The organism is Pelatocladus sp. BLCC-F211, assembly GCF_041928655.1.
Lineage (GTDB): Bacteria > Cyanobacteriota > Cyanobacteriia > Cyanobacteriales > Nostocaceae > Pelatocladus.
In genome coordinates, this window is the sequence record NZ_JBHFLM010000062.1 from 1 (window position 1) to 13,733 (window position 13,733).

Here is a 13,733-nt window from a genome sequence, read left to right on the forward strand (position 1 = left end):
TCATTGGCCTTGATCTTGGGATTGAACACAAATAATTCTCTCGAATTCTTGTGTTGATGTACAGCCCCCCATTTATTCGCGAGAGATAATCGCGAATAAATTGGTCTTTTCACTCTCTTTTTGCAAAATTGGGATGCTCCCCTCGTACCCATGTTTGTAGTTGTGGATGTAGTTTGCATAGGGATGAAAATGCAGCGATTAACATTTTAAATCTTGCAAGACAAGCTAGGGATGGGCAATCCCAAAGTAACGCTAGGGGACTAGTAACCTCTACTCTATTTGGTGAAAACTTGGTAGAGCAAGTAACTAGGATGAGCCTAGAATCCCCTCGCCTTTAGGCAGGGGAGTGTCAAGAATGCTATAGCTGACAAACTTAAGATTAATTTTCTAATTTCCTGTGAATACTTATGATAAATGTAATAATAAAATACCTGAAACTAGGTAAAATTATTTATGTTAGCGAAAAAATCTATATATATTTTTCTAGCTGTTCTGGGAGTGTTCTCTATATCTGCATCAGCAGAAGCTGGATTTAACTATAAATCTACTGTATTGGAAGGACAAGTAGAAAAAGCACTTAACACAAAAGTATTAGCACAAACAAACACAAAAGCAACAAGTTGCGATAAACAAGACAAAAGCGATACAACTTTGCTTTTTAATACCAATAATGGCAAAACGGTGAGAGTTTTTCGCACAAAAAACACTTCACCACAAAAATTATTGATGAATATATACGATAGCAAAAACCGTAAGGAATTAGCTGCCTGTACTCCTGCGGCACGGTTAACCCAACCTAATCAGATTACTTACAATACAAAGGTGCAAAATACGGTGTACTATGCCACTGTCTTGATTAATAAGCAATCCAAGATAGAAGGAAGCATAGTAGCAACCGATCAAAACGGAACAAGAAGATTGTGGACAGAACCAGCTGCTGGTGAAGTGACATTAAAGCTGAGAATTTCTGATTGATCAATCATTCCTTGATGGTACAAGCCCCCTGGCAACGATAAAATCACTAAGGTATCCCCTATCTTGCCTTAGTTAAAGATGAAAGCCGATCGCCTACAAACTTCCGAAACTACCTTACCCAAACTCCAACTTCCCGAACTTCTCGCCCCTGCTGGTAATTGGGAATGTGCAGAAGCTGCTGTTGAAAATGGTGCAGATGCAATTTATTTCGGTTTGGATCGGTTCAATGCGCGGATGCGGGCGGAAAACTTTACTGAGGCTGACTTACCAGAATTAATGGAGTACCTGCATAGTCGTGGTGTCAAAGGTTATGTCACTCTCAATACACTGATTTTTCCCCAAGAACTGAGAGAAGCACAACAATATATTCGCTCGATTATTACGGCGGGTGTAGATGCAGTCATCGTCCAAGATATCGGTATTTGTCGTCTCATTCGTCACCTCTCACCTGATTTTCCTATTCATGCCTCTACTCAAATGAGCATCACGAGTACTGCTGGTGTGGAATTTGCGGAATCACTAGGGTGTAATTTAGTTGTGCTTGCCCGTGAATGTTCTCTCCACGAAATCAATAAAATTCAAAGCCAGTTAGCATACAGAGGCACTTCGCTACCTCTAGAAGTCTTTGTTCATGGTGCTTTATGTGTAGCTTACTCTGGACAATGTTTGACGAGTGAAGCATTAGGGGGACGTTCTGCTAACCGGGGTGAATGCGCCCAAGCTTGTCGAATGCCTTATGAATTAATTGCAGATGGGGAAGTTATGAATTTAGGAGATCGAAAATATCTCCTTAGTCCCCAAGATTTGGCAGGGTTAGAGGTTTTGCCTGATTTAGTAAATTCGGGTGTAGCATGTCTCAAGATTGAAGGACGATTGAAGTCTCCAGAGTATGTTGCTAATGTGACTCGTGTTTATCGGCAAGCATTGGATCGGGTGATGGTGGAGTCGCAAGAGGAAGAGGAGACAAGGGGACATGGGGGGCATGGGGCATTGGGCATTGGGCATGGGGCATGGGGCATGGGACATGGGAGTACAGAGAATTACTCGGTGTCTTCGGAGGAACGCTACAATTTGGAGATGGCTTTTTCGCGGGGAATTTATACTGGATGGTTCCGTGGAATTAACAATCAAGAATTGGTTCATGCCCGTTTTGGCAAAAAGCGGGGGGTTTATTTGGGAGAGGTAATCCGCGTTAATAATGAAAAAGTGAGCCTCAAGTTAGAAGCACCTGTGAAACCAGGGGATGGTGTTGTCTTTGACTGCGGTCATCCAGAGGTAAAAGAAGAAGGCGGACGCATCTATGCAGTAGAACAAAAGGGAAAAGAAACCCTCTTAACCTTCGGGCGACGGGATGTGAATTGGCGACGAGTGCATGTAGGCGATAAGGTTTGGAAAACTAGTGATCCGGAACTTGATAAGCAATTACGACAGAGTTTTGCGGGGGATGTACCGCAGTTTCAGCGCCCGATTAATATTGAAGTGCATGGAGAAGTTGGACAAAATTTAGTTGCGATCGCTCATGATGAATTTGGTCACGTTGCTCAGGTAGAATCCACAACACCACTAGTAGCTGCACACACTAAACCCCTAACTAAACAACGTTTACAAGAACAATTCGGTCGCCTCGGTAATACTCCTTTTTGTTTGGGCGACTTGACAAATAACCTCACTGGTGAATTGATGCTACCCGTGAGTGAGTTAAATCGGATGCGACGAGAAATAGTCACCCAATTGGAGAAACTGCGAAGAAAACCCAAGCTTTGGCAAATCAATTCAAGTGCTTCTCTTTCAGATTTACTTCCTGCTTCTGGCCTTTCTCGCTTTAGTGCTTCCTCAACTCCTAGCTTAATTGTGTTAGTACGCAATTTTCAGCAACTACAAGCAGCACTAGCAGCAGATGTTAGTACTATCTACTGTGAATTTGAAGATCCCCGTAAGTATTGTGAAGCGGTGGAGATAGTACGCCAGGGGAGGGAGAGGGGACACGGGGGACAAGGGGGAGATATTACTTGTTTACCTTCTGCTAATCCTAGTATTTGGGTTGCACCACCCCGAATTACCAAGCCTGGAGAAAATTGGATTTTGCAACAAGTACGTTCTTGTGAGGCGGATGGTTATTTGGTGCGGAATTATGACCACCTCGAATTTTTTGCTCGCGATCGCTGTATCGGAGATTTTTCTTTCAACGTTGCTAATCCTCTCACGGCAGATTTATTAAAAAACCACTTTAATTTAGAACGCCTGACTGCTTCCTACGACTTAAATATCAATCAACTGGAAGATTTAGTTAAAAGTAGTCCCCCTGATTGGTTTGAAGTAACAATTCACCAGCATATGCCAATGTTTCACATGGAACATTGTGTATTTTGTGCCTTTTTATCTACCGGGACAGATTTTCGTAATTGTGGGCGACCGTGTGAAAAACATGAAGTGAAACTGCGGGATCGCATTGGTACAGAACACATCCTTCATGCTGATGCTGGTTGTCGTAATACGGTATTTAATGGTACAGCCCAAACAGGCGCAGAGTATGTACAGCGTTTAATAGAGTTGGGCTTATGTAACTTCCGGATTGAATTTATGAATGAGTCTGCTGAGTATGTGACTCGAACAATACAACATTATCAACAATTACTGAAGGGTGAAATCACAGGTTCCCAACTTTGGCGCGAGTTGAAGTTGCAAAATCAGCTAGGTGTAACCCGTGGTTCTGTTATTCATTAAAGGGTGTAGGGGTATTTTTATTCTGAGAGTTTGAGGTGTTTATTATACAGCTTGCTTGAGGCAAACATGTAACACTGAATGTATTGCGAAAAACGAATCTTTCTAAAATTTACTGACATAAACCCCTTAATTTAATAATTTAAGCAACTTCCTAAAGACTGATTTTTTTCTTTGGATTCACAATCAATAACAAATTTAGGTATTAAGTTATGTTATTGTTTTTAAAAAATCAAAGAAAAGATCATTCTAGGGTATGATGCCAAACTCGTTTAAGCCGACTCTCAATGTGGAAGCAGAGTTTTTTTTCCAGCAAGGACTGCGACGCAATAAGGCTCAAGAATTTGAAGTAGCGATCGCCATTCTCGACAACGCACTCAAATGTAAGCCAGATTATCCAGAAGCTTGGTTTCAAAAGGGTTTTGCGTTGGGTTCATTGGGTCGTCACGAAGATGCGATCGCTTGTTTTGACGAGATGCTGAAGTTACGCACCAATGATTGTTGGGTTTGGCATAATCGAGCTATTGCTTTAGGAAAGCTAGAACGACACCAAGAAGCACTCAACAGCTTTGATCGTGCGATTGAGTTTAACCCCAATGCTGCCACTGTTTGGCACAATCGCGGTCTGACTTTGTGCGACTTACAGCAGTACCAACAAGCAATTGTCAGCTTTAACCAATGTTTGAAGTTACAACCAGACGCCTATTGGGCCTGGAACAACAAAGGTAACGCTCAAAGAGAACTGAAACGCTATGAAGAGGCTCTCAATAGTTACGATCGCGCCATCGAATTTAACGTTGATAACGTGATGGCTTGGTTTAACAGAGGCGTAACTTTGAATGAATGGAAAAATTATCAAAAAGCTCTCAAGAGCTTTGATCGCGCCTTGTCTATTCAACCTAATTACTACAAAGCTTGGTTAAACAAAGGTATAGCTTGGGAAAATCTCGAAAATTATGATGATGCGATCGCTAGCTACGATCAAGCTGCAAAATTGCAACCAAAAGACCCTGTGATTTGGTATAATAAAGCTCGTTGTTATGCTCAAAAGGATAATATTCCAGTCGCAATTTTCAAATTGGAGCAAGCAATTAACCTCTGTCCAGAATACTTAGAAATCATCAAAAATCACGCAGATTTTGACAATATTCGTTCTGATGAACGCTTTCAAGCTTTGTTCCAAAGTCCCTAGTCCGCGATGGTAAGTTCAAATTCTATTTTGAGGGCTGAAACCCTCAAAATCATCTCTTTTATATTATTAAATAGTGTGATTTTTGACTATATACGAGAAATTTGGTATCAATATTTCAGAGGGAACTCTTAACTCTTAACTCTTAACTCTTAACAGTGTTCCCACAGCTTAAGCCGTGGGATTGAAACAAGGACGCCGTATTTCTTGCGCTGCGCGTCTCGAAATACATCTTTTTTCCAAGTGAGCTTTAAACCCACAACTGAAGTTTTTTTTCTTTCCCTGTTCCCTGTTCCCTTTTTTTTGTAATTTCCAACGTTAAGATGAGCAACAATCAATAGATTTATGCACAAGTTTGCTCTACTCTTAGGAACCTGGCTAACTACAATTTCTTGCCTATTTAACCAACCATTACTAGCAGAAATTCCATCAATTCCCAAGCCTTCTAATGCACCTTTAGAATTAGATTTGTTGACTAATCCTCAAGGTTCTGGGATTACAGCAAATACGATTGATCAAGGACAGTTAAGTGTTCCGAGTTTATGGTGGATTAAAGAAACTTCCGAAAATAAACTTCTGGATAACTGGATTGCTTATCCATTCAATAATCATCAACCTGCACGAGTAGATGTGATTGTGAACCAACAAATATGGAGTTTGCTAGATTATCTTGAGCGTTACGATTTTGTAAATGCTTTGGGAGATATTGCTAGAACTTATGGTTATAACATCCGCATTTTTAATTATCAACAGGAACGTTTAGCAAGCTATACATGTAATTTTAAAATAAATCCATCCTTGTGTAGGATAGAAATAAATTCTCAAAGCAACTTTGGGTTAGGAAACTCTTTTTAGATATAGCATTCCCCGTTCCCCGTTCCCCGTCATCACGAGTAAGTTAATTAATCAAATCTGATTACTATAGCTCTTGATTTTCGCAAATAATGATTTATATTGATTAGCTACTGCGAGAGGTAAAGGTAGCAAAAACTCACTTTTAACGAGAATATCATCTTGATTTAATAAGAAATTTCGTAATTGTTCTTGGATACTAGAGGGTTTAACTTTTACAGAAATTGGTGAATTGGTTTTGGTAAGAATCAAAATCTGTTCAGCAACGTTTGGTTCCCAGCAAAAATTAATCCATTGATTAACTAAGTCTTCTTGCTTAACACCTACAGGTTTTACCCATACATCCGTCCATAATGCTGTTCCAGATAGAGGAGTCACTACAGCAAGTTGTGGATAGCGGGTAATTACTGGTAAAACATCATCAGACCAACCTACTGCTAACCAAGTATCACCAAGAATGAGCGGTTCTAAATATTTTGTAGAATCGTAAAATTTGACTTGTTGATTTAAAGCCTTTAATTCTGCCTCTAAGCTAGGAATTGCCTCTAAATTTTCTGTATTGTAAGATTTTCCCAACTTCTTTAAGACTAAACCAATCACTTCTCGATCTAGATCAAGTAAGGAAATGCGATTGTGTAGTTCATTCCGCCATAAATCACTCCAGTCTGTTGGAGTCCAACCCAATTTTTGAAATTTATCACGACGATAAGCTATGACTGTGCTACCCCAACGATAGGGAGCAGCCCATACTTTTCCTTTAGCGTCCTGAAAGCCTTGATCGTTGCGTGTGACTAATTCTTTCCAGCGTTGCGGTAAGAAATTCCATTGTTTTAGCTGTTCGATTTCTAGTGGTTGAATTAGTTTCTTTTCAATTGATGCTTTTAGCCAATAATCTCCTAATGTCACCAAGTCAGCAATCTGAGGTTTTTGTGATGAACCAAGGGGAAGATTAAAATTCAATCCCTGCTTAGGAGTTGCCTGAGATTGATTGTACCAACTTTGTAATTCCTCAAATAAACTCTGTAGCTGCTCTACGGGGGCAAAATTTAAGTTTACTCCCTTTTGTAAATTGCGGCGAAACTGATCAACCACCTGACCAGGAATCGAACCTTTCAACAACTGAACATTCAAGGTTGTTTGTTTGTTTCCACTACACCCAATCAACATCTGCGCCAGTGCTAATGTCGTACCACCTTGTAAAAACGACCTTCTATCCATTAATTTGAGACTTGAGAATTTTATTGATTGTTTCAACCTCAGCCATTGCTAGCTGGGTAGACAGTTTGTCAATCTATCATCATACATCTTACCTACTTTTTTTGTGATGCTGCCAAAAGCTAGTACCATCAACCTCAAGAGTGAATATTCTTGTTCAAACTGCCCAATATTAATCTTTCTCAATACTCATGTTTAGTTGAATTTTCTAAATGTATTGAGATTTATTGCTAAATGATTAGTTAAATATTTTATTGAAAAAAATAATATGGAAGCTTAAAAAAATCATAAGTATGTTTAACGTTGCTACCTTATTGAATACCATAGAGAAAAATAAGCGTATGAGCATATTAAATGGAGCCATTACAGAAGCAGGTGCTATCTCTAAGTTATAAGCTAGATACCCTATACCAAGTAATAGAGCAGCTTGATAATAAAGTATCTCAAGCTTTATCGGTTTGTCGCCTAGATGCAAAAAATGACGATCAAGGGTCTGTTTTAGAAAATAGCGACGCTAATCGCTTTCCTTTAACAGGACATATAAGCTTTAATCTAGAGATGGAACATAAGGATGTCATAGCAGACGGGGTTTATCCAGACTCTAATCTTCAGGGAGGAGATCGGCATATTGCACCAGAAATTCAAATTCAAAGACTGACAGCACAATTAACAGCAGCATACAATCGAATTGCTGCTTTGGAAGAGCAATTATTACTAAAGAGAATTCATTAATTTAGTCATTAGTCATTGCTCATTGGCCATTAATCTTGGATAAATGACAAAGACTAATCACTATTGATTGAGAGCATTCGCTCAATTTGAGTTTCAATTGCTGCTAAAAGCTGATTTTGTTGCCAGTTTTGGTATAAATGAGCCGCAATAGCTGCACCACCAGCTCCCATACCTTCTTTAACAAAACCCTGCTCATAGGCTTGGAGTTGGGTATAGTGAGAATGAGTAAAATTTAATTGAGTCGCAAGTAAAGACACAGGACAACCACTGAGGTTAATCAGTTGAGCTAATTCAACAGTGCTTCCTGTGGGATCTTCTGCTACCCAGCGAGTTGTACCAACTACTACTTGTTGCGATCGCCAGGGTAAGGCGTAAGTTTTAGTGATCGCTCTCATCAGCGCGTACACCGCCAGCATTTGTGTTCCCCCAGCCAGTAAAACGCCACAACTGCGACTTAGAGCGATCGCCATTCCTGCCAAACTTACCTGCATTGGATCGCCCACTGCTGCAACTAATTCCAGGGGATCGACTTGAGACATGGGGGACATGGGGGACATGGGAGACATGGGGGACATGGGAGCAATTTTTATCTGTTGTCTTCCCTCACTCGCCACACTCCCAGACGCGCCATGGCGCGTCTCTACATTACTCCCCCCACTCTCCTCATCTCCCCTTCTGTGCTTCATCTTTTCAAGTCCCGCCTGCACCACTGTCAATTTTTGCGTGTGGTTACAAGTAGGGTGACTACTGTTGACTTTTCCGGCTGCGTCTATACCTAAACCGAGTAAAATAGCTAAAGCTGTTGTGGTTCCACCCACTACACATTCACCCAAAACCACGTAGCCTTTTTGAACTTTGGCAGCTAGGCGATCGCCCCAAAGCAGTCCCACCTCTAATAAACGTTGTACTGTTGCCAATTCCAAAGCATTACCATTACTTAAACATCTAGCAGTGCTACCCCCTAAATCAATAGCTGGGACATTAGGAGGGTAGGGTAAACCAGCATTAAATAAATAAACTGGAATATGCAACGCCTCTACCACAGCCCTAGAAATGAACACAGGTGACGCTCCAGCAGTTAAAGGTGGTAAAGGATACTGAGGTTTGTGTTCTGCACCGTAGTAAAGAAATTCAGCATCAGCAATGGCTGTATATTTACGATCCTCACTTGTCAGACCAGCCGCAGAAATACCCGGAATTAAACCAGTTTCGGTAAAACCTAATACACAGCCAAAGAAGGGCGAACAACCACGGTATCGCTCAATCCATTCCTTACCCTGTTCTATTTCGGTATAAATACGAATAAGGTCATTAGTCATTGGTTATTGGGCATTGGGCATTGGGCAACAAGTTCTTAATTTTGACTTTTGACTTTTGACTTTTGACTTGTTTTGTCCTCCTTGTCTCCCTTTCCCTGTTCCCTGCTATGACTATTATTCGTAATCCATCAAAACTTGTACCCAATGGGGAGGACGGGGAATGGGATTCCCCAGACGATCTAGTAATAGCCAAGCTGCGATGTGGACGAGAAACAGATAAATAAAATTGTTTAAGATAATTAAGGCGATCGCTCCCAAATTGATCAAAGATGTACTGGGAGATGATAGAATCGCTAGCTTCAGGAAGATCCACTCTACAATTTCTGTGACTTGGTTAATGACATAAATCCAAAGGTCTTCCCCTGACAACACAGACAGCAACCACAACCGGAAAAACACCCCAATAGTACCCAATACAGCACCTAAGCTGATAGAAACAATCCAAGGAACACGACGATACCAAGCAGCCCCTAAAAGTACTCCCATAAAGGCAAAGGGCATAACAAATAACATGCTGCGGACTGGTCCCATTAATACTGACAGCAGTAACCCAGAAGTTACAGCTCCCATCCATGAGGCTCTTTTGCCCCAACGTAGATAGACTAGAGCGATCGGTACTGGAAAAAATATCCGTAATAATGGGCCTAATGGAAAATAGAAATTAATAAACCAAATTAAGCTAGCAGTACTGGCTAAAAACGCCGTTTCCATCATTCGTAAAGGCGCATCTAGCTTTAATTGCGGTTGTCTTAAATTATCTTGTTGATCTAGGGATTTTTTGGTCATTAGTCATTGGTCATTGGTCATTGGTCATTGGTCATTGGTCATATAGATTGTTGCTAATTACTAATTGTTCATTGCGATTAACTATTAGCCATTAACCACGAACTTTACACTATCATTTTCTCTAGAGCTGACAAGTCAGGAATACAAATCACTTCCTGCTCTCGTTTAATCAAGCCTTTTTTTTCTAACTTGGTCAATACTCTTGTTACAGTTTCTCGTGCCAGTCCGCTCAAACTACTTAATTCGCGGTGAGGTAAATTCGGAATTTCGGTTCCTGTTTGGCCTTTTTTCCCCTGTCCCTCTGCCAAAAACAACAATGTGTCTGCTACACGGGACTGACTGTCAGATTCCCGCAACCGCAGCCGCCGATTTACTTGTCGTAGGCGTCGTGCCATTAATTGGGCTAACCTGACTCCTGCTAAGGGTTCTGTTTGAAGTAACTTCACAAAATCTTGGGCAGGCATACTGCCAATCACGGTACTAGTTAAAGTAATTACATCTGTAGAACGAGGCACTTCATCGAGTGCTGCCATTTCACCAAATAACTCTCCCTTGCCGATAATATTCAGCGTTACTTCTTTACCTTCGAGATTATAAGTACGAATTTTTACCCATCCCTCAATAATAAAATAAACAGAACCTCCCCAGTCATTTTCCAGCAAAATCACCTGATTAGCTGGGTGAGTACGGGTTACAAGATGAATTAGAGCTACCTCGACAATAGTTGAGGGCAAACCTTGAAAGAAGGGAGCCGAATAAATCCAGGGATTGGCGGATGTTTGCACGCTATATCGCTCTTCCATTACGACATCTTATTGATCATTGATCAAGACTGGAATCTACACAATAGACTTCATACAAAACTAAGCTTTGGATGAGGTACAAAAAAAGGGGTAAGCCAGGGAATCAATTTTCAAGAAAAATTCAAGCTATCTTGGATTGACATTAGAGTAATTTGACATAGCTTATCAGTTGCCTCCTAACACGCCACACCAAAATAATAGTCTGTGACAGCAACCTCACTAAATTTTTACAATTGAGGTCAATGGCAAGAGGAGGTATTTGATCGATGTTATTTTCAGAATGCCACTTTCTTGATGTTCAAGAGCCAAATGGCAAACAGTACACCATCAAGCTAGAGCAGGAAAGACTTACCATAGGTAGAACTAATGGTAATGATATTGTACTACCTAATCCCGAAAAGACTATCTCGCGCCAACATTGTGTGCTACAGCGTGAAGCAAATGTTTGGTGGGTAGAGGATGAGTCCAGTGCAAATGGAACCTTTTTGCAACGGTGGAATACTGATACCAAAATAGATGTGCGCCAGCATAGTAGATTACAGCTAAACAACGGAGATGTAATCTTGATTCTCGGCAAGTTTGTAGATGGAGACGAACCTATCTTTTGGAGGTTGACATTCCGAGACAGTGATCAAACTGGTAGATATTTCCAGTTTCAACCACCTGCCCACTTAGAGTACAGTCTCAATGAACAGAAACTTTTTTTAGTGGATGGTGGGAAAACAGAGGAAATTGTTCTCAGTCGAAAAGAACGCAATCTCATTCATTACATGGCGCAGCGTAATCAGGATCATGAGCATCAGCCAGTGGTGTGTGAATATCAGGAATTAATACAGGCTATTTGGGGAGAATCTTTTGGTCATACCAGTAATGATGTTACTCGCCTTGTTTGGGCAATTCGACGCAAAGTTGAGCCAGATTCTGGAGAACCAAAGTTTCTGAAAACTGAGCAAGGGCGAGGCTATAGTTTGCAAGTCAAGCTGATTGCTTGACTGGTTTGAAAGTAGAACCCGAAGAGCGATCGCATACGGTTCGGTTAAGAATTTTTCGTCATAATTTGGGCATGTAGAGACGTTGCAGTGCAACGTCTCTACAGGGTTTAAATGTGAATCTATTTATCTTGTCCGAACCGTATTGGGAGCGATCGCACTATATAGGTTTTCATTGCAACTCTCATGTATAACGATTCTCAATAGAGGACAAATATATAAGGTGTAAGTGATTATTTTGCCTTACATAAATTTACGGTTGACAACTGGATTGAATGTCATCAAGAAGCGTTATATTGAAGAATATTGACAATTACTATGAAAAAACCAGGATTTTGGAATCTGGTTTTTAGGGCGATCGCTATTTTGAGAAGAATGTGAGTAATGACTTAGCAAAAGATAGTCTATTTGCGATCGCACAAGCAATTAAATACTTAAACTGCTAGCTGGATATCTTTACAATACTTGAAGTCCGCATTATGAATCAAAAGCAAAATCATAATTCAAAAGAGGTTCCACCCACTATTCCAGATGATGACACAATTCGAGCATTCGATAAACATAATCCAAACAATGGGAGTATTATGAGTCACTGGAAGTTTGGTCAATGGTTAGATAAAGGCAGCACAATTGAGTTAGTAACAGATGGGTATATATACATACTAAAACAGACTCTAGGCAATGGTGGTTTTGGAATTACTTATCTAGCCGAAGACAGAGGAGGTAAGGAAGTCGTTATAAAAACCCTCAATGAAAAGATGCAAAGTCATCCAGATTTTCGCAAGTGTAAACACTATTTTTATAATGAAGCTGTAGCGCTAGCTAAATGCGATCATCCTCATATTGTCAAGATTATCAAAATAGATCATCATCAAGAATTACCGTGCATAGTTATGGAATACATTGATGGTGAAAATTTAGATGAATTTGTGCGTAGAAAGGGTATTCTTCGAGAAAAAGAAGCAATTATATACATTCAGCAAATTGGAGGCGCACTGACAATAGTTCATAATCAAAATCTGCTGCATCGTGATGTGAAACCCCACAATATAATCATCCGGGCAGATGGAAGAGGTGCTGTACTAATTGATTTTGGAATTGCTCGTAATTTTATACCCCAAGAACAAAGACCTTTAACATCATTTCGTTCAGTAGGCTATACACCGATTGAGCAATATAAAGACGATGGAAAGCAAGGTTATCATTCTGACGTACACGGACTTGCGGCAACTTTGTACTTTATGTTAACAGGGAAAAATCCTATAGATGCAGAAACAAGAGTTGGGACAAAAAAAGATCAATTGGAGCCTCCAAATAAATGGAATCTAAATATTAGTAATCAAGTAAATCAAGCTATTCTTAAAGGGATGGAAAGATATTATGAGGATCGTTCTCAAACAGTACAAGAATGGTTAGAACTACTTTTATCACCAGATCATAAAAATAGTAGCAAACACAATGACTCAGAAAATCAAGAAAGAAATGAAGCGAATAAACAACCATCTAATTTAGGTAATCATCTAACAATTCAACCTATTGTTCCACCAGATAATAAAGATCCATATTTAGATCCGACTCCAAATAAAACTCCATCACAAACTCAAGAATTACTATTAGGAGGAACCTTCATTGGTTTTACATACGGGTTGTTAACATCTCCTTTAGCATCTTTCATTTTTGCACAGTGGATTGTTACTGGTTTATGGATATTATTTATTGTTGGTTTAATGTTTGCTGAATGTCGTGGTAGTTTTAATTTTTTATCTGGCAAAACTCTTAATTTTCTGAGCATACTAGTCATAACAGCATTTGTAGTAATTCTACTGTTGTTTGGTGGTTTGACAGAAAAATTAATTATCTTAGCGATGACAGTTTTTTCGACTGGTTTGAGTTTTTTATTAATGCTTGTTATCCCGTATCTGGGAGTACCTCGCTCTTAACGCTAAACTTGACAAAATAATCTATGAAAAGACTTTTTATAAGAAAGAAAAAATTTCCATGAATAGGGTTCCTAGCTTGAAGAAAATAGGGAAATAACATCAGGATATCAATTATTCAATAAATCTAAAGCCAATGTGAAGTTTTACTATTTAATAATCAGTCAGTAATCAATAAGTGAAATTGGAATGTAAATAATAAAATAACCATTATT

The 13,733-nt window shown here is 39.8% G+C and carries 11 protein-coding genes and 1 pseudogene; 8 read left to right on the forward strand and 4 right to left on the reverse strand.

Going from position 1 to position 13,733, the window contains the following annotated elements; translation table 11 throughout:
* Positions 1-125 precede the first annotated feature (125 nt).
* The 5 genes and pseudogenes from ACE1AT_RS07125 to ACE1AT_RS07145 all read left to right on the forward strand — a co-directional run.
* Positions 126-338: pseudogene (locus ACE1AT_RS07125) on the forward strand (zinc ribbon domain-containing protein); the annotation flags it as partial.
* Between the two features lie 115 nt (positions 339-453).
* Entirely contained in the window at positions 454-975 is a 522-nt protein-coding gene (locus ACE1AT_RS07130) for a hypothetical protein (protein ID WP_374866722.1), read from the forward strand.
* 78 nt (positions 976-1,053) lie between these two features.
* Positions 1,054-3,699, forward strand: coding sequence for a DUF3656 domain-containing protein (locus tag ACE1AT_RS07135; RefSeq protein ID WP_374866724.1), 2,646 nt, complete (start codon positions 1,054-1,056; stop codon positions 3,697-3,699).
* 256 nt (positions 3,700-3,955) lie between these two features.
* Positions 3,956-4,888, forward strand: coding sequence for a tetratricopeptide repeat protein (locus tag ACE1AT_RS07140; RefSeq protein WP_374866799.1), 933 nt, complete (start codon positions 3,956-3,958; stop codon positions 4,886-4,888).
* A 342-nt stretch (positions 4,889-5,230) separates the two neighbouring features.
* A complete protein-coding gene (locus ACE1AT_RS07145; RefSeq protein WP_374866726.1) occupies positions 5,231-5,740 on the forward strand; it encodes a hypothetical protein in 510 nt (169 codons plus the stop codon).
* Between the two features lie 51 nt (positions 5,741-5,791).
* Here the strand turns inward: ACE1AT_RS07145 and ACE1AT_RS07150 are convergent, their stop codons facing one another.
* The gene (locus tag ACE1AT_RS07150; RefSeq protein WP_374866727.1) at positions 5,792-6,955 is read right to left on the reverse strand and encodes an extracellular solute-binding protein; all 1,164 of its coding nucleotides are present in this window, start codon (positions 6,953-6,955) and stop codon (positions 5,792-5,794) included.
* 351 nt (positions 6,956-7,306) lie between these two features.
* Between ACE1AT_RS07150 and ACE1AT_RS07155 the strand changes: the two genes are divergently transcribed.
* Positions 7,307-7,684, forward strand: coding sequence for a hypothetical protein (locus ACE1AT_RS07155; RefSeq protein ID WP_374866729.1), 378 nt, complete (start codon positions 7,307-7,309; stop codon positions 7,682-7,684).
* Between the two features lie 53 nt (positions 7,685-7,737).
* On the opposite strand, the gene ACE1AT_RS07160 is transcribed toward ACE1AT_RS07155, so the two are convergent.
* The 3 genes from ACE1AT_RS07160 to ACE1AT_RS07170 all read right to left on the reverse strand — a co-directional run bounded on the left by ACE1AT_RS07160 (position 7,738) and on the right by ACE1AT_RS07170 (position 10,592).
* Positions 7,738-9,003: a nicotinate-nucleotide--dimethylbenzimidazole phosphoribosyltransferase gene (locus tag ACE1AT_RS07160; RefSeq protein ID WP_374866731.1), complete on the reverse strand. Its 1,266-nt coding sequence runs from the start codon at positions 9,001-9,003 to the stop codon at positions 7,738-7,740.
* Between the two features lie 114 nt (positions 9,004-9,117).
* Entirely contained in the window at positions 9,118-9,789 is a 672-nt protein-coding gene (locus ACE1AT_RS07165; RefSeq protein WP_374866732.1) for a DUF2232 domain-containing protein, read from the reverse strand.
* A 104-nt stretch (positions 9,790-9,893) separates the two neighbouring features.
* The gene (locus ACE1AT_RS07170) at positions 9,894-10,592 is read right to left on the reverse strand and encodes a Crp/Fnr family transcriptional regulator (protein ID WP_374866734.1); all 699 of its coding nucleotides are present in this window, start codon (positions 10,590-10,592) and stop codon (positions 9,894-9,896) included.
* 266 nt (positions 10,593-10,858) lie between these two features.
* Between ACE1AT_RS07170 and ACE1AT_RS07175 the strand changes: the two genes are divergently transcribed.
* On the forward strand, positions 10,859-11,584 hold the full coding sequence (locus ACE1AT_RS07175; RefSeq protein ID WP_374866736.1) for an FHA domain-containing protein: 726 nt from the start codon (positions 10,859-10,861) through the stop codon (positions 11,582-11,584).
* A gap of 476 nt (positions 11,585-12,060) precedes the next feature.
* Positions 12,061-13,521, forward strand: a complete 1,461-nt coding sequence (locus tag ACE1AT_RS07180) for a protein kinase (protein ID WP_374866738.1) — start codon at positions 12,061-12,063, stop codon at positions 13,519-13,521.
* The last annotated feature ends 212 nt before the right edge of the window (positions 13,522-13,733 follow it).

Bases quoted from the DNA above. Each gene is read 5' to 3' on its own strand.
- ACE1AT_RS07180 (WP_374866738.1), top strand. From the start codon at position 12,061: ATGAATCAAAAGCAAAATCATAATTCAAAAGAGGTTCCACCCACTATT.
- ACE1AT_RS07140 (WP_374866799.1), top strand. From the start codon at position 3,956: ATGCCAAACTCGTTTAAGCCGACTCTCAATGTGGAAGCAGAGTTTTTT.
- ACE1AT_RS07130 (WP_374866722.1), top strand. From the start codon at position 454: ATGTTAGCGAAAAAATCTATATATATTTTTCTAGCTGTTCTGGGAGTG.
- ACE1AT_RS07155 (WP_374866729.1), top strand. From the start codon at position 7,307: ATGGAGCCATTACAGAAGCAGGTGCTATCTCTAAGTTATAAGCTAGAT.
- ACE1AT_RS07175 (WP_374866736.1), top strand. From the start codon at position 10,859: ATGTTATTTTCAGAATGCCACTTTCTTGATGTTCAAGAGCCAAATGGC.
- ACE1AT_RS07165 (WP_374866732.1), bottom strand. From the start codon at position 9,789: ATGACCAAAAAATCCCTAGATCAACAAGATAATTTAAGACAACCGCAA.
- ACE1AT_RS07150 (WP_374866727.1), bottom strand. From the start codon at position 6,955: ATGGATAGAAGGTCGTTTTTACAAGGTGGTACGACATTAGCACTGGCG.
- ACE1AT_RS07135 (WP_374866724.1), top strand. From the start codon at position 1,054: ATGAAAGCCGATCGCCTACAAACTTCCGAAACTACCTTACCCAAACTC.
- ACE1AT_RS07145 (WP_374866726.1), top strand. From the start codon at position 5,231: ATGCACAAGTTTGCTCTACTCTTAGGAACCTGGCTAACTACAATTTCT.
- ACE1AT_RS07170 (WP_374866734.1), bottom strand. From the start codon at position 10,592: ATGGAAGAGCGATATAGCGTGCAAACATCCGCCAATCCCTGGATTTAT.
- ACE1AT_RS07160 (WP_374866731.1), bottom strand. From the start codon at position 9,003: ATGACTAATGACCTTATTCGTATTTATACCGAAATAGAACAGGGTAAG.